This is a genomic window from Pseudoalteromonas sp. RW-H-Ap-1, from assembly GCF_048318575.1.
In the GTDB taxonomy this organism is placed as follows: Bacteria; Pseudomonadota; Gammaproteobacteria; order Enterobacterales; family Alteromonadaceae; genus Pseudoalteromonas.
In genome coordinates this window covers 1,797,918-1,814,098 of sequence record NZ_CP166996.1, presented here as the reverse complement: position 1 = coordinate 1,814,098, position 16,181 = coordinate 1,797,918, and the positions used below count along the sequence as shown (strand labels likewise).

At 40.5% G+C, this 16,181-nt stretch carries 16 protein-coding genes; 8 read left to right on the top strand and 8 right to left on the bottom strand.

Translation table 11 applies throughout. The features are described from left to right. Nucleotides 1-40 precede the first annotated feature (40 nt). Nucleotides 41-619, top strand: a complete 579-nt coding sequence (locus AB8618_RS08520; protein WP_413402255.1) for a type 1 glutamine amidotransferase domain-containing protein — start codon at nucleotides 41-43, stop codon at nucleotides 617-619. Between the two features lie 65 nt (nucleotides 620-684). Here the strand turns inward: AB8618_RS08520 and trpA are convergent, their stop codons facing one another. From trpA to AB8618_RS08490, 6 genes are read right to left on the bottom strand one after another with little or no spacing between them, the layout of a single operon-like run. Further along, nucleotides 685-1,506: a tryptophan synthase subunit alpha gene (gene trpA, locus AB8618_RS08515; RefSeq protein WP_413402253.1), complete on the bottom strand. Its 822-nt coding sequence runs from the start codon at nucleotides 1,504-1,506 to the stop codon at nucleotides 685-687. Then, on the bottom strand, nucleotides 1,503-2,687 hold the full coding sequence (gene trpB / locus AB8618_RS08510) for a tryptophan synthase subunit beta (RefSeq protein WP_413402846.1): 1,185 nt from the start codon (nucleotides 2,685-2,687) through the stop codon (nucleotides 1,503-1,505). The genes trpA and trpB overlap by 4 nt, the downstream gene beginning before the upstream one ends. A gap of 7 nt (nucleotides 2,688-2,694) precedes the next feature. Then, complete coding sequence (trpCF, locus tag AB8618_RS08505) at nucleotides 2,695-4,059, bottom strand: bifunctional indole-3-glycerol-phosphate synthase TrpC/phosphoribosylanthranilate isomerase TrpF (RefSeq protein WP_413402251.1); 1,365 nt, start codon at nucleotides 4,057-4,059, stop codon at nucleotides 2,695-2,697. Continuing rightward, entirely contained in the window at nucleotides 4,052-5,089 is a 1,038-nt protein-coding gene (gene trpD, locus AB8618_RS08500; protein ID WP_413402248.1) for an anthranilate phosphoribosyltransferase, read from the bottom strand. Before trpD ends, trpCF begins: the two co-directional genes overlap by 8 nt. Nucleotides 5,090-5,099: 10 nt before the next feature. Next, nucleotides 5,100-5,702: an aminodeoxychorismate/anthranilate synthase component II gene (locus tag AB8618_RS08495; protein ID WP_413402246.1), complete on the bottom strand. Its 603-nt coding sequence runs from the start codon at nucleotides 5,700-5,702 to the stop codon at nucleotides 5,100-5,102. Between the two features lies 1 nt (nucleotide 5,703). Next, nucleotides 5,704-7,272 (bottom strand): anthranilate synthase component 1, encoded by a 1,569-nt coding sequence (locus AB8618_RS08490; RefSeq protein WP_413402243.1) that lies wholly within the window; start codon nucleotides 7,270-7,272, stop codon nucleotides 5,704-5,706. Nucleotides 7,273-7,715: 443 nt separating this feature from the next. Here AB8618_RS08490 and rnm point away from each other — a divergent pair, with 443 nt between their 5' ends. The 5 genes from rnm (at nucleotide 7,716) to AB8618_RS08465 (ending at nucleotide 11,309) form a co-directional block, all read left to right on the top strand. Then, nucleotides 7,716-8,570 carry an RNase RNM gene (gene rnm / locus AB8618_RS08485; RefSeq protein WP_413402239.1) on the top strand — a complete coding sequence of 285 codons (855 nt, stop codon included), beginning with the start codon at nucleotides 7,716-7,718 and terminating at the stop codon, nucleotides 8,568-8,570. Further along, nucleotides 8,567-9,187: an L-threonylcarbamoyladenylate synthase gene (locus AB8618_RS08480; RefSeq protein ID WP_008113642.1), complete on the top strand. Its 621-nt coding sequence runs from the start codon at nucleotides 8,567-8,569 to the stop codon at nucleotides 9,185-9,187. The genes rnm and AB8618_RS08480 overlap by 4 nt, the downstream gene beginning before the upstream one ends. 2 nt (nucleotides 9,188-9,189) lie before the next feature. Further along, nucleotides 9,190-10,029 carry a segregation and condensation protein A gene (locus AB8618_RS08475; protein ID WP_413402236.1) on the top strand — a complete coding sequence of 280 codons (840 nt, stop codon included), beginning with the start codon at nucleotides 9,190-9,192 and terminating at the stop codon, nucleotides 10,027-10,029. Nucleotides 10,030-10,174: 145 nt separating this feature from the next. Continuing rightward, nucleotides 10,175-10,726 (top strand): cytochrome b, encoded by a 552-nt coding sequence (locus AB8618_RS08470; RefSeq protein WP_409423211.1) that lies wholly within the window; start codon nucleotides 10,175-10,177, stop codon nucleotides 10,724-10,726. A gap of 1 nt (nucleotide 10,727) precedes the next feature. After that, a complete protein-coding gene (locus tag AB8618_RS08465) occupies nucleotides 10,728-11,309 on the top strand; it encodes a YceI family protein (RefSeq protein ID WP_409423210.1) in 582 nt (193 codons plus the stop codon). 43 nt (nucleotides 11,310-11,352) lie between these two features. Here AB8618_RS08465 and AB8618_RS08460 read toward each other — a convergent pair whose 3' ends face one another. Together AB8618_RS08460 and AB8618_RS08455 are read right to left on the bottom strand one after the other, a co-directional pair. Beyond that, nucleotides 11,353-12,186: a hypothetical protein gene (locus AB8618_RS08460; protein WP_413402233.1), complete on the bottom strand. Its 834-nt coding sequence runs from the start codon at nucleotides 12,184-12,186 to the stop codon at nucleotides 11,353-11,355. A gap of 122 nt (nucleotides 12,187-12,308) precedes the next feature. Further along, nucleotides 12,309-12,476: a hypothetical protein gene (locus AB8618_RS08455; protein ID WP_007375427.1), complete on the bottom strand. Its 168-nt coding sequence runs from the start codon at nucleotides 12,474-12,476 to the stop codon at nucleotides 12,309-12,311. A 414-nt stretch (nucleotides 12,477-12,890) separates the two neighbouring features. Here AB8618_RS08455 and AB8618_RS08450 point away from each other — a divergent pair, with 414 nt between their 5' ends. Together AB8618_RS08450 and AB8618_RS08445 are read left to right on the top strand one after the other, a co-directional pair. After that, nucleotides 12,891-13,826: an acetoacetate decarboxylase family protein gene (locus AB8618_RS08450; protein ID WP_409423208.1), complete on the top strand. Its 936-nt coding sequence runs from the start codon at nucleotides 12,891-12,893 to the stop codon at nucleotides 13,824-13,826. A 20-nt stretch (nucleotides 13,827-13,846) separates the two neighbouring features. Continuing rightward, a complete protein-coding gene (locus AB8618_RS08445; RefSeq protein ID WP_409423207.1) occupies nucleotides 13,847-16,096 on the top strand; it encodes an NAD(P)-binding protein in 2,250 nt (749 codons plus the stop codon). Nucleotides 16,097-16,181: the final 85 nt, after the last annotated feature.

Genomic DNA, 16,181 nt, shown 5'->3' with positions numbered 1-16,181 from the left:
GCAAATACGGTTATGTATTGAATAAAATAAGGAGTATTTAATGAGTAACTTACATAACAGTAATCGTTTACAAGGTAAAAAAATTGCTATTTTAGCCACCGATGGCTTTGAGCAAAGCGAGTTACTTTCGCCTCAGGCTGCTTTACTTGAAGCGGGCGCCGATATTGAGGTTGTTTCTATTAAAGAAGGACAGATCAGCGCATGGAATGAAGACAATTGGGGTGAAAAAGTCACCGTTGATAAATTAGCTGCCAATGCAAATGCCGCTGATTACGATGCGCTTTTACTACCTGGTGGTTTGTTTAACCCTGATAGCTTACGCCAAGACTCAGATGCTAAGGCATTTGTAGACGGCTTTTTTGGGGCAAAGAAAAACAAACCCGTTGCCGCTATATGTCATGCGCCGTGGTTACTCGCTGAAATTAATAAGCTCAGAGACAAAAAAGTCACTTCATATCCTAGTATTAAAAGCGATTTAATTAATGCGGGTGCTAACTGGGTTGACCAAGAGGTTTGTGTTGATCAAGGCTTAGTGACTAGTCGCAGCCCTGCAGATTTAGACGCATTTAATGCTAAATTTATTGAAGAGATCCTTGAAGGTAAGCATCAAGCGCATTAAGTTAGCACTTCAAAATAAAAAAGGGCATATTAAATGCCCTTTTTTAGTGATTAATAAATCGTTGATTAAAGCGCAGTAGCGGCTTTCATCTCGCTTACAAATGTTTTTAATTGGGTGGTCATTGCGTCTAAATCATTTAGGTTTGCTTCAATGATTTTTACGACTGCAGAGCCTGAAATTGCCCCCGCAGCACCGGCTTCAAGCGCCGCTTTTACATCATCAGGTGTTGAAATACCAAAGCCTAATAACGCAGGCGCGCTGTGGTATTCTTGCAGGCGTGTAACCACATGGGTTGCAGGCATTTGTGCTTTAGTATCGGTACCTGTTACCCCAGCACGAGACAGCAAGTAGGTATAGCCGCGACCGTACGATGCACACTCACGTAGCGTATCGTCACTAGCGTTCGGCGTGGCGATAAATATTGGATCAATACCGTTTGCCATGGCGGCTTTTCTAAACATTTTAGACTCGTGTAACGGCACATCAGCCACTAAAATAGAGTCAACGCCTACTGCTTTTGCATCAGTGTAAAATTTTTCTAAGCCACGTTTAAATATTAAGTTTGAATACAACAATAAACCAATTGGAATATCGGCATTGTACTGGCGTATTTCTTTAATAATATCAAAACAATCTTGTGTATTAATGTGCACATCTAAAGCACGGATATTGGCTTTTTGAATAACAGGGCCGTCGGCAATCGGATCTGAAAACGGAATACCCAGCTCTAGCCCATCTGCACCCCCATCGATTAAGCTTTTAATAATTTCAATGCTTTGCGCTTTACCCGGATCGCCAATGGTCACAAACGGTACAAACGCACCTTGGTTTTGCTCTTTAAGTGCGGCAAACATTTGTCCGTAACGGTCAGTTTTTACTTGGCTCATAGTTGACCTTCCTCTGATAATACCTTGTGTACGTGGGCTAAATCTTTATCGCCACGACCACTTAAATTAATAACAATAATACTGTCCTGCGTTTGCTCTTCTGCATATTCGAGGGCGTAGGCTAGCGCATGGCTTGATTCAAGCGCAGGAATAATCCCTTCGTGTTTAGCCAATGCTTGAAAGGCATCAAGTGCTTTTGTGTCGGTAATACCAACATATTGAGCACGGCCAGTTTCGTGTAAAAAGGCATGTTGTGGCCCTACAGCAGGGTAATCTAGTCCCGCCGATACAGAGTAAGACTCTTCAATTTGACCATCTGTATTTTGCATAATATAAGTGTAAGTACCGTGCAAAATACCTTTAGTGCCTTTGCAGATTGTTGCGCCGTGCTCGTGGGTATCAAGGCCTTTACCTGCTGGTTCTACACCAATTAATTTAACACCCGGCTCGTCAATAAAATCAGTAAACATACCAATGGCATTGGAGCCACCACCTACACAAGCTAAAACCGCATCTGGTAGTCGACCTTCCGCTTTAAGAATTTGCTGTTTAGCTTCCTCGCCAATAATTTTTTGATACTCACGTACAATTGTTGGAAAAGGATGAGGGCCCGCGGCTGTACCTAGCAAGTAATGTGCCTCTTGATAGTTTGCTGACCAATCACGCAGAGCTTCGTTAACCGCATCTTTTAATGTGCCCGAACCTGCGGTAACTGGAATAACTTCAGCGCCCATAAGTTTCATTCTAAATACATTAGGCTGTTGGCGTTCAACGTCTTTTGCACCCATGTAAATACGACATTTTAAGCCAAGTAATGCACACGCAAGTGCGGTGGCTACACCGTGTTGGCCTGCACCGGTTTCTGCTATAACTTCTTTTTTGCCCATGCGTTTAGTCAGTAATGCTTGACCCAACACCTGATTAGTTTTGTGTGCACCACCGTGGAGTAAATCTTCACGCTTTAAGTACAGTTTTACTTTTGGGTTTTTAACCAAGTTGCGCGTTAACGTAAGCGGCGTAGGGCGACCCGCATACTCGTTAAGTAATTTACTTAGCTCTGCCTGAAACTCAGGATCTTTTTGTGCTTTATTAAATTCGTTTTCTAACTGCTTAAGCGCAGGGACAAGCAGTTCCGGTACAAACATACCGCCAAACTCGCCAAAATAAGCTGGATTTTGCATTTTAACCTCAATAATTTCTGATACTTGTAAAAGCATGATGTAGTTTGTTTGCACACTTTTTCCCTGGAGACTCTTCAACACCTGAATTTAAATCAAGTCCAAGGGCACCTTGAAAAAGTGCATCGCTAATATTGTCTGGGTTTAAGCCGCCAGCAAGCATAAATGGGGTCGTAGCATCGCGAAGCACTGACCAATCGAATGTTTTGCCTGTGCCGCCAGCCTGTGAATCACTGTGGGTGTCGTATAAATGGCGATCTGCGCCTGCAACAGGTTGTGGTAAAGCATCTTTTATCGCCTGTGCTTTCCAAATTTCACAATTACGTGGTAATTCATTACGTAACGACGCAATGTATTGTTCATCTTCTTGGCCATGTAATTGAACGGCTGATAATTTAAGTTGTTTCGCGTGTTCAGCCACGTCAGATATAGCGGCATTAACAAATACACCGACAAATTTTAAAGGCGCACTTTGGCTGATTTCTTTGGCGCAATCCAAATCGACAAAGCGGGGGGATTTAGGGTAAAAAATCAGCCCGCTATACACAGCGCCATTGTTATAGGCTGCAATAGCGTCTTGATTACGGGTTAAGCCGCACACTTTGTTCTCGCCTAATATTACGCGGCGGCATGCTTGTAATAAATCAGCTTCAGCCATTAATGAGCTGCCAATTAAAAAGCCATTACATAAAGGGGCTAAGCGTTTTACATCTTGATGGGTGTAAATACCTGACTCTGAAATAACCACTTTATCGTTAGGAATAAGCTTACGTAGTCGTTCGGTTGTGGCTAAGTCGGTGCTTAAGTCGCGCAAATCGCGATTATTGATGCCAATTATTTGCGCATCAAGTGCCAGCGCACGGTGCACTTCTGCTTCGTTACTTACCTCAGTTAATACTGACATATTTAACGAGTCAGCCACTTCATGCAGTGCTTTATATTGCTGATCGTCAAGCACTGATAGCATCAGTAAAATAGCGTCACCACCATATATACGTGCCATATAAACTTGGTACTCATCAATAAAAAAGTCTTTACAAATAAGCGGCTGTTCTACTTGGCTGCGCACAAATTCAAGGTAATCAAAACTGCCTTGAAAGTACTTTTCGTCAGTTAGTACACTCATACAAGTGGCGTATTGCTTATACGCCTGGGTGATTTCTGTTAAATCAAATGGCTGACGAATCAACCCTTTAGAGGGCGATGCTTTTTTGCATTCTAAAATAAACTGTGTGCCTGGCGCTGCCAGTGCTTTGTAAAAACTACGCTCTGTTGGTTTGGCTTGATGTTTAAAGCTCTCCAGCGGGCGCGCCGCCTTACGCTCGATTAGTTCTATTTTTTTATCGGCAATAATTTTGTCTAATACATTAGCCATGACTTACCTCAATAATTGCATTTAATGTGTCCATGGCCTTGCCTGAACGTAATAAAGAGTGTGTGATTTGCGCACCTTGTTTTAGCGACTGTGCTTGGCCGGTTAAGTACAGCAATGCGGCCACATTAACAACAATTGCGGCGTTGTGTGCCTCAGTGCCTTTACCTTGTAAAATAGCAAGACTGGCGTTTGCATTGTATTGTGGGCCTTCACCGGCTAATTGTTCAAGTGAATAGTTTGCAAGGTCAAAATCACTTGGGTTGAGTGTGTACTGGGTGATTTTGCCATTATTAAGCTCTACAACCTGTGTTGAGCCATGTAAGGCGATTTCGTCAGTACCAGAGCCGTGTACTATCATAGCGCGTTTAGTGCCTAGAGTATTAAGCGTTTGTGCCATAGGCATGCATAAAGACTCATCGTACACGCCGAGTAATTGCACCTCAGGAGCGGCTGGATTAGCCAGTGGCCCAAGAATATTAAAAATAGTTCGGGTTTTTAAACTGGTACGCACGTTCATCGCATGACGCACACCACTGTGGTAGTGCGGTGCAAATAAAAAGGTAAAATTTGTGCTCTCTAAACAACGGGCAGCGACCTCTGGGGCCATATCGATATTGATCCCCAGTGCTTTGAGTAAATCAGCAGACCCTGAATTACTCGACACGCTACGATTGCCATGTTTTACCATATTAATACCAGCCGCTGCCGCTACAATCGCGGCGGTGGTGCTAATATTTATAGTGTTTGAACCATCGCCACCGGTGCCACAGCTATCAGCAAGTTGCGTTTTATTAGTGATAAAGGGAACGGCATTTTCACGCATTGAAGCGGCCGCACCGGCAATCTCATCGCTTACTTCACCTTTCATTTTAAGGCCAATAAGCAGCGCAGAGAGTTCAATATCGCTCATATTGCCTTGCATAATTTGATCAAACAGCGCTTTTGCTTGTGCGTAACTAAGTGACTGCTTTGCAATAATATGCTCAATAGCGTGTTGAACATTAAGCGGGCTGTGTAATTGATTAGTCATAATGTTCCTTTTATTTGGCACGTGTTAAATAAGCAACGCTTTGCTGCAGTAGCATTGCGCCATTGGGCGTTAAAATTGACTCTGGGTGGAATTGATAGCCCAGTGCATTGTCTTGATGATGATAAATAGCCATTGGTATATCTTGATACTTGGCAATAACAGCTAAGTTATCAGGTACTTTTGTTGCCATTAATGAGTGATAACGTGCCACTGGCATGGTGCTTCCCATACCGTAAAATACAGGGTGATCATTTAAATTTATAATTGATGACTTACCATGTACGGTTTCACCAGCGTGACCGATTACTCCGCCATAGCTTTGTGTTAGCGCTTGTTGGCCTAAACAAATACCTAGCATTGGAAATTGGCCCTTACACAGGTTAATTAACTCCATAAGGCAGCCTGCATCGCTAGGCGCACCAGGGCCTGGCGATAATACCAGCAGTACTTGTCCAAGCTCTGCCTGCATTTTTTCGAATATGATCTCTGCGCTAATGTTGTTTCGGTAAACCACTAGCTCAGCCCCAAGCATTGTTAGCTCATCGACTAGGTTGTAGCTAAATGAGTCAAAGTTATCTAAAAAGTAAATTTTAATAGGGTGTGCTTCACTCATTTTATACTGCCTTATATGTCGATTTAATTGCGGTGATCACCGCTTGGGCTTTAGCGCGCGTTTCGTTTGCCTCTGACATTGGGTCAGAATCAAATACAACCCCAGCACCGGCTTGTACATACGCAATATTATTTTTAACAAAGGCGGCACGAATAACAATACAGCTGTCCATGGCACCGTCACCAGTTAAATACCCAACCGCGCCACCATAGCTACCGCGACGTTTGCCTTCAGTTTTACGCACTAATTCTGCCGCACGTACTTTGGGTGCACCCACTAAGGTACCCATGTTCATACAGGCTTGATAAGCATGCAGGGCATCTAGTTCGGGTTTTAATTTTCCAACTACGCGTGATACTAAATGCATTACTTGTGAATAACGGTCTACTTTTAATAGCTCTTTTGCATGGCGAGTACCAGGCACGCTAATACGAGCAACGTCGTTACGCGCTAAATCAACCAGCATTAAATGCTCAGCTCGTTCTTTTTGATCGTTTCTGAGTTCAAGTTCAATACGGCTATCTAAATCAGGATTAATTTGCCCATTTGCAAACTTGCCCCGTGGACGAGTGCCTGCAATCGGATAAACCTCAACTTGTTGAGATTGAACCTCATACTTAAGCGCAGACTCAGGGGATGCGCCAAATAATGAGAAGTCTTCATCGCGCATGTAAAACATGTACGGGCTAGGGTTTTGCTTTTTAAGCTGGCTATAAGCATGTAATGAGTCAGGGCACGGCAATGAGAAAGTACGAGAGGGCACCACTTGAAAGATATCGCCATCAACTATGTGTTGCTTAAGTTTTATCACTTGTTGACAATATTGCTCATCACTAATATCAACATTTACAGGGCAGTCACCTGTTTGGCTTGGGGCACTAAAGTCTGCGGCGTGGTCGCACAATGTATTAAGGCGCTCTAATTGTTTGCCCACTTCAAAACAATTAGCGTGAACATCAGGGCCATTAAACACATTACCAATTAACTCGGTTGTTTGTTTTTGGTGATCAATAACAACCAGTGTTTCGGCTAAATAAAATACGTAGTCTGGGCAGGTGTTTTCACCGTCGGGTACATCGGATAGTTGTTCAAAGTTAGCCACCATGTCGTAGGCAAATACGCCGCCTAAAAACACTGAGAACGGATTGTTAGTGGTACTTTTGATGCTATTTAAACAGGTGCGTAATGCGCTAAAAGCGTTATCTGCAATCAGCTTACTGGCTTGGTCAATTGTGTCATCTGCTGGATGATACTCCAGCGTTAGTGTGGTATCGGTTAACTGTGATGCACAGTTTTTTACATTAGCTTGTAAATAGTTGAGTAACTGCTGACCATTATTTGATTGTGCTGTTACGCTCACTTGATTGCCTTGGCAGACAATACGCAGTGCACAATCAACGAGTATTAAGCTTTTTACGCTATCTTTTGAATCTATCTCTGCAGATTCAAGCAATAGTGAGTTAGGTTTATCAAGTGCCGCATACAAGGCAAGTGGGCTACTTATGTAGTCTCGTACTTGCGTTATGCTGGTCACTTCACCTGGTGTTGTTGTTATATGACTAAAAATCAAACCTCATCCCCTAAAAAATAAAACCCCGCAATGCTAAGCAGTGCGGGGTTTGAATAACGATGTCTAAATTATAGATAGACCATTACCGTCCCGCTATGCCAGGCGCCACCACCAATGATGTGTAAGAGTGTTTACGTTATTCATGTTTTTAATTCCTGTTAATCTTGTATTGCAAAATTTAGTGATAAAAAAACCCGCATGGTAGCGGGTTAGAATTTTTTGTTTAGACACGACAATTCATCACCCTTTGTTTTAAGAGTGCCACCACCAAATGATGTTTTGAATTGTATTTTTCATTGTTATTTATTCTTTAATGTCTAAAAGTGGCTACAGTAAAGCGTATCAACTGCTTTTGTGTCAAGTGTTTATTTAAAACAATTTCGTTAAAAAACTTGTTATACTGTGTGAAACACCCTTAAACCATTAATTAAAGTAGTTTTCATTTGATAAAATACGACTTACATAGCCATACAACACACTCAGACGGACATTTAACCGTTGAGGAACTATTAGCGCGAGCAGTCGATAAAAACATTGATGTATTTGCCATTACCGATCACGATACTGTGGCCGCAATTGAGCCTGCGCAGGCTTTTATCAAACGCGAAAACTTGCCGCTTAAACTAATTAATGGGGTTGAAATATCAACCAAATGGGAGAGTTTTGAAATTCATATCGTTGGGCTAAATATTGATACCAATGATACCACTTTGCATACATTACTTAGCGAGCAACAGCAAAAGCGCGAAATCCGTGCAATTGAAATAGGCCACCGATTAACTAAAAATGGCTTTGAAGGTATTTATCAACAAGCCCGCGAGCTGGCTGAAAATGCGCAAATCACTCGCGCTCACTTTGCCCGAGCCTTAATTGAGCGAGGTGTGGCTAAAAACTTTCCTGGGGTATTTAAAAAGTATCTAGGACGAGGAAAAACCGGTTACGTACCGAGTAACTGGTGTGATATGCAAACGGCAATTTCAGCCATTCATGCCGCCGGTGGAGTGGCTGTTTTGGCGCACCCAAGTAGCTATAAAATGTCGAATAAGTGGTTGCGTAAACTACTCGTGGAATTTAAATCAGTGGGCGGTGACGCGATGGAAGTTGCCCAACCGCAACAGGCCCCGAGTGAGCGTCAGTTTTTAGGCTTATTGAGCCAAGAATACGATTTGCTTTGCTCTCAAGGCTCTGACTTTCATTTTCCGACTAGTTATTTAGAACTTGGAAAAAATTTATACTTACCTAAAGATTGCCAAGGGGTTTGGCAAACATGGGAAAAGCACGAAGGAGTTGCATTATGAGTCAATTATTTCATATACATCCGGACAACCCACAGCCTAGACTAATTTCTCAAGCTGTTGATATTATTAAGCAAGGCGGCGTAGTTGTGTACCCAACAGATTCGGGATATGCGATTGGCTGTAATTTAGGTAACAAACAAGCTAAAGAGCGCATAGAGCGTATTCGCGGCATTGAAAAACACCATAACTTTACCTTAGTGTGCCGCGATTTATCTGAGCTTTCTACTTATGCTCGGGTAGATAACCAAATGTTTAGGCTGATCAAAAATAATACCCCAGGGCCTTATACGTTTATTTTTAAAGGCACAAAAGAAGTACCTAAACGCTTATTAAACGATAAGAAAAAAACCATAGGTATTCGGGTGATTGAACACCCAATTGCTTGTGCGTTACTTGCGGAATTGGGGGAGCCATTAATGTCATGCTCACTTATTTTGCCGGGTGATGAATACACGCAAGCGGATCCCGATGACATTTTGGAGCGCCTAGATAAGCATGTCGATTTAATTATTCACGGCGGATACCTCACAGAGCAAGCAACCACGGTAATTGATTTATCAGAGGACGATATTCAGATCTTACGTGTAGGCTGCGGCGATACGGCTCCATTTGAATAGCAATGAAACAGCCTGACACGGTTTCGTTAATACCTACAGATATGCCAGTACAGCAAAAGCTGCCACTGGCATTTTTGCATGGTAAAGCCGTTGTTGATAAGCCTGAAGATTTATATATTCCTCCTGATGCGCTTGAAGTTATTTTAGAAACTTTTGAAGGCCCGTTAGATCTGTTGCTTTATTTAATTAAAAAGCACAAGTTAGATGTTCTCGAATTATCTATATTTAGCATTACTGAGCAGTATGTAAAATATGTTGAAATGATGAGTGAGTTTCAGTTAGAACTCGCTGGCGAATATCTTGTAATGGCAGCATTGCTGGCGCAGATTAAGTCGCGGCTGTTACTGCCAGTGCATGAAGAATTAGAAGAAGAGGAAGATCCCCGCGCCGAACTTATAAAACGTCTACAAGAGTACGAACAATTTAAAAAAGCGGCCGAAAATATAGATACTTTGCCCCGCGTTGGTCGCGATATATTTATCGCCAATGCAACTTTCCCAGAGCTAGAAGAAAAAAACCAACCCTTACCTGAACTGGCAATCAAAGATTTATTGTTAGCGCTAAGCGACGTAATGGCGCGTGCTAAAACATTTGAGCATCATTTAATTAGTGCAGAAACCCTGTCAACTCGTGAACGTATGAGTTTAATTTTACACACTTTATCCCAAGCAAAAGCGCCCGTTGCGTTTACCCAATTGTTTACCTTTGAAGAGGGGCGTAGTGGGGTTGTTGTTAGTTTTATCGCCATGTTAGAACTGATAAAAGAGGGCTTAATTGCTTGCTTGCAAGTTGAGTCTGATAGTCAAATATATGTGTCTCTTAACGAGTCTGCAGATAGTTAACCCTCCTTAGATTTATTGCAATTATACTAAATTTACTGTCTTTACTGTGCGTATACGCACGGTGAGTGTTTGCATATGCTATTTTAATCGCCAGTTATCCATTATATCGTAATGCTATTACTAGATTAGGGATTGGCAATAGGCAATGTTTAAAAACTCAAAAACCGGTTATGGCTTAGTGGCTATACTTTTACACTGGCTAATGGCGCTGACCATCTTTGGTTTGTTTGGTTTAGGTTTATATATGGTTGAGCTAACTTACTACGACAGCTGGTACAAAGGCTCATTAGATTTACATAAAAGCATAGGGCTAAGTTTAGCCGCTGTATTTGTTTTTAGACTTTTATGGCGTCGTTTTAATGTAAAACCTAACCCTATTGGCACTAATACACAATTAAACCAGCTGGCGCAAACAGCACATATTTTAATGTATCTGTTTTTAGTGATCATTATGGTGTCTGGATACTTAATTTCTACTGCTGATGGGCGACCAATCGAAGTGTTTGGCTTGTTTTATGTCAAAGCCATCGACTTTACTTTTGATTCTCAGGCGGATATAGCAGGGCAAATTCATTATTACAGCGCATGCTTACTGATAGGGTTTGTGGTGCTGCATATATTGGGTGCGTTAAAACACCACTTTATTGATAAAGATAAAACATTAATCAGAATGATCAAATTACAAAAGGAAGCTTAAAATGAAAAAGTTACTATTAACTTCAGCGTTATCAGCAGCGATGTTTATGACGGCTACCCATGCCAATGCTGCAGATTATGTTATTGATACCAAAGGAGCACATGCCTTTGTTAATTTTAAAATTAAACATTTAGGTTACAGCTGGTTGCACGGGCGCTTTAACACCTTTGATGGACAGTTTAACTACGATGCTAAGAACCCAAACGCATCTCAAATTAGTGTAAACATCGATACAACAAGCCTAGATTCAAACCATGCTGAACGAGATAAACACTTACGCGGTGGTGACTTTTTAAACGTAAGCAAATACCCTCAGGCGAGCTTTAAAAGTACAGCAATTACGTTTGATCAAGACGGTGAAGAAGCCACAGTAACCGGTGAGTTTACCCTTCATGGTGTTACTAAAACAATTAGTTTTGAAATTGATAAAATTGGTGAAGGTAAAGATCCATGGGGTGGTTACCGTGTTGGTTTTGAAGGTGAAACCAGCTTAAAACTAGCCGATTACGGTATTGATTACGATTTAGGCCCAGCGTCAACGCACGTTGATATTGGCTTATTTATTGAAGGTATTCGTCAATAATACCGTTTTATAGTTAAAGCTAAGCGTTATCACGCTTAGCTTTTTACTGTAAATGTAAAGTCAGTTTTGGCTTTAAATCATTCGGTAACCACCGGGTCAATACTTGTTTATAGTCTTCAGTTTGCTTAATCAGTTTGAGTTGCTGATTGAGTGTGGCAATATCTTCTGCGCCTTGCTCGTTTTTAGTACAGCCAATATAACCGTAACTAAGTTTTGGTGCCTCAGTTAGCATACGCTGTGTTAAATTGTCACTAAACCCCATCGTTTTTGCTAAATAATAATGCTCACTGGGATAGCCTAATAAAATATCAATTCGCTCTAAATTAAGCATATAAGTTAATGTACTTAGGGTATCGCGAGTAGGTCTAATGACAATATTTGTATTAGGCGTGGTATTAATTATTTTATCAATTTCACTGCCGTATGAGCGATTCATCGATACACCCAAGGTAAGCTTTTTATTTACTAATAAATTAGTTAACGACACTGATTTACTGCTTTCAATATCTAGAGCAACGCTAAGCTTTTGATGCATGGCAATAGAGGGAGAAAGACCTGCTGTAGAGCTTTGATGCGTGAAGTAAACACGCTCTTCTCGATATTTGTTTTTATAAAGTGATAATGCGCATGCATTTGATTGCAGGTTAGCGAGTTCCTGAATAACTTTACCAGAGGGAATAATGACACGTTCAAAGTTAATATGCGGAAGTTGTTGCTCTAGCAGCGAAATAATACTTTCATCGCGTCCCTGAGACTTATCCGGACCGCTTAAAATGTAATAGGGCGCAAAGTCATGTGTTAACCATTTTATTGTTCTGGCATCACACTTTGCGCTTAAAAATACACAGACGAACAGTATTAACCACGAAAACCACATTTTCACTACAACAAATAAGTAAACAAGGACTTAAGTGTAGTCAATAATATGTCAAAAAGTAAAATGCCAGCTTAATGCTGGCATTTTAATTTATTTATAACTGTTTAACTTATCAATAATAATTAGCTGGCTTTCAGCCATTTTACAAATTGACGTGCATCACTTGCTTTTTGAAACAATGCATTTTTCAAACCTTGTGTATCGCTAAAGATTACACGATGCTTGTTAACCGAAATTGATTGCACTGGATGTGCTATTTGGATCATAGATCCGTTATATTTGTATGACATAATAAAACTCACTTTATTTTTGTTATTTATTCTGGGCTTTTTCTTAAAGCACATTTCAGATGATAAATAATCATATTGTGTTTAGCTTCATTACAGTGTTGACGATCTTTATGACACTTTTACGATGATTCTACAAATAAACCATCAAGGTATTAATAGGGGTTCTCGCCGTACAATAACTTAGCTCTTAAATATACGTTTTGCGGGGCTTACTGGATCAGGGTAAAGAGGTTAACCGCTAGGGCTTTTTATAGCCAAGTAGTAATGTTACGTCACAATATTTTCCTTTGCAAGCAATTTATTAAAATACTTTGAATCGAGAGAAATTCACGTATAGCTATAAATATTAATTCGTAAAGATCAACAGACCCAAATATATCTGACTATACTCAGTTTTTAACTGAGGGGGGTCAAATGAGTTCACTATCTGCGCCATATCAACATTTTTTATCTAATCCAATAGCAAAGCCGCCTTGTCGCATGAATAATGCGAATATGTATGGTTTTTTTGCTGAAATAGAATCTGAAAAAGCACAAAAGTATATCGATTCAACGTTAAACATAGGGGGTGAGGGTAATGTTTATTTTAAAATACTTGGCGAGTTTGCACTTATTACATTTACAGATATTGAAAAAATAGCCTCAATGACCCCGCCATTCGATCAGCATGGTTGGATGCAAGAAACAGATATTATCATTTGGTTGCCTGTCGCTAAGGTTGAAGATGAAGATATAACCTACTTATATTGGTATCCAGCGTTTATCTGCGTGAATAACATTTATGCACTTATTAATGGTCGAGAGATATGGGGCTACAATAAATATTTATGTAATTACACTATGCCTAACTGTGTATCTAAGCTATCGAATTTTTCAATATCTTTAGAGTGCTTCGAACATTTTTCTCCTGAATCTAAGCTACAAATGCATGAGCTATTTTCAATTACTATGAACTCTAAACAACAAGATACCGATTTTTTCTCTGTTATCGATGACTTTGGCGAGCAAGTAGCAAATTTGTTTTCTCGCAAACATTTGGGTATTGATTTTTCATTATTAAAGCAGCTATTGAGTGGCTTTGTTAATCCACAAATGGATCAAATATTGTTAAAACAATTTCCTGATGGCAGAGGTGATTCAGCGGTATACCAAAGCGTAATGCACTCACCCTCTGAGATTAAAAAAATACACCATTTTAAATTTTTAAAGCCAGAGTTTACTTTACATCTTAATAAATTAGATAGTTTTCCACTTGCCGACATGTTTGGTCTAAAGTTAGGTAGTCAAGCGTTGCATTTACCTTTTTATGTGCAAATGGACTTTGACCAGTTAGCCGCAACTAAAATTTAAATTGCTTAGAAGGATTTACCATGAACCGAGAAAAAATTGTGATAATTGGTGGCGGTGTATCAGCAATGACTGCTGCATTGTATTTGACTGAGCAAAGTGACTGGCAACAGCATCGAGCTATCACTGTATACCAGCAAGGTTGGCGCTTAGGTGGAAAAGGGGCTAGTGGTCGTAATGCGGCCAGCGGGCAGCGTATTGAAGAGCATGGCTTACATGTATGGTTTGGTGCTTATGTGAATAGCTTTAAAACTATAGAAACGGTTTACACTAAGTTACAACGGCCAGCCGATTCACCTTTATCTACATGGCAGCAAGCATTAAAACCGCATAGCTTTATAGCCTTAGAAGAATATATTGATGGCCAATGGCAAACATGGCCAATTGATTTCCCATTACTTCCTGGGAACCCTGCTGATGGAAGTTTAGATATAACGCCATGGGATTTTATTAAAATGACCCTAGCTTGGCTAAAAAAGTGGATATTTGATTTACAGTCAGCAGCAAAAAAAGCCAACAAAAATATACAACTAAGTACAAAAAAATCACGAGATCAATCTTTATTACGGCATCTGCACCAACAAATAACAGATTTGGTTGATGATACAGAAGATGCTTGGCAACAATTTGCTGATGATATAAAACAATATTCGAGTGAAGTTGCTTCTACTCCAAGCTTACTAATTAATACGTTAAATAAGTTTGCACACGCCGACAATACATTAAACCCCCAAGTATATGAGAAAAAAGATGGCCTTGTTATTTGGTATATAATTAGAAAACTAAAGCGCTGGCTTAATAGCGAAATGATTGAGTTGTTAGACAATAATGCGCAGCTTAGACGATTATATATTTGCGCAGACCTTGCTATCGCAATGCTAGTTGGTTTGGTAAAAGACAAAGTATATCGAGATGGGTTTGAGGTTATAAATAAATTTGATTTTAGGCAATGGCTTATAAGAAATGGGGCAAGCGAGCAATACAGTGCTAATTCGGCGCCCATACGAGGGTTTTATGATTTGGTGTTTGCGTACCCTGCGGGTGACCTAAGTAAGCCCAATGTTGAGGCTGGTGTCGCATCACTTGCTATGTTACGCATCGCGCTGTGTTACCGCGGAGGGGTCATGTGGAAAATGCAAGCGGGGATGGGCGATGTCATCTTTGCTCCCTTATATGAACTACTAAAGAAAAGAGGGGTTAAGTTTGAGTATTTTCATCAATTGCAAAACCTGACTCCCAGCCTAAATGAGCAAGGAGAGAGTTTTGTTGAGACCATTGAGCTTCAGCAACAGGTTTCTTTGCTCTCAGACGCAGAGTATCAACCACTGGTTAATGTTAAAAAACTACCTTGTTGGCCAAGTGAACCACTTTATGCGCAAATTAATAGTGAACAAGCCGCACTATTGAAGCAGCATGATATTAATTTAGAATCTTTTTGGTCAGACTGGCCGTCTCAATACGAAAACCATTTTGGGCAGCCACTGCCAATAAAAAAATTAAACTACAAAGAAGATTTTGACAGAATTGTGCTGGGTGTATCTGTGGCGTCACTTGAGCATGTATGCCCTTCATTATTAGCATGGGATACTAAATTTGCAGCACAAGCAAAGCAAGTCAAAACGGTGGCAACCCAAGCTGCCCAGCTATGGCTTAATAAAACAGACGAGCAATTAGGCTGGCAATATATTCCAAAGAGCAAAGAAGGCCCAATTCTAAGTGGCTTTAGCGAACCATTTGATACGTGGGCGGCAATGATGAATTTAGTCGACAAAGAGCAATGGCCTACTGATTGTCCTCCTAAAAACATTGCTTATTTTTGCAGTGTTTTTCCTTGTGAGTATTATCCACCAAAAAGTGAACATCAATTTCCTCTTCAGGTTAAATCGCAAGTAAAAGTAAACTTAGAAGCAATACTAGAAAAAAACATGCAGTCCTTATGGCCGCTTGCATATCAAAATAATGAGTTTGACTGGTCTGTATTATATGAAATATCGTCATCAGGGGATGAACGATTAAATGCTCAATACTGGCGAGTAAACGTTGATCCAAGTGAGCGTTATGTTTTGTCAGTTGCTGGTTCAAGTAAGTATCGACTGGCGACAGATGAAACAAAATTTACGAATCTTTTTATTACCGGAGACTGGATTAAAACGGGTGTTAATGCCGGTTGTGTTGAAGCGGCTGTTATGGCAGGTATGCAAACAGCCAGAGCAATGGTGGGTTACCCACAACACATTAGTGGCGAAAATGCATTTGCAGTTATCAAAAATTAAAATACTCTTCCAGCACAGCTTTAATCGGTTGATTAGTATATAGTTAAACATGTTGTTTACATTTATTTAGCGCAAAGGTCACGTG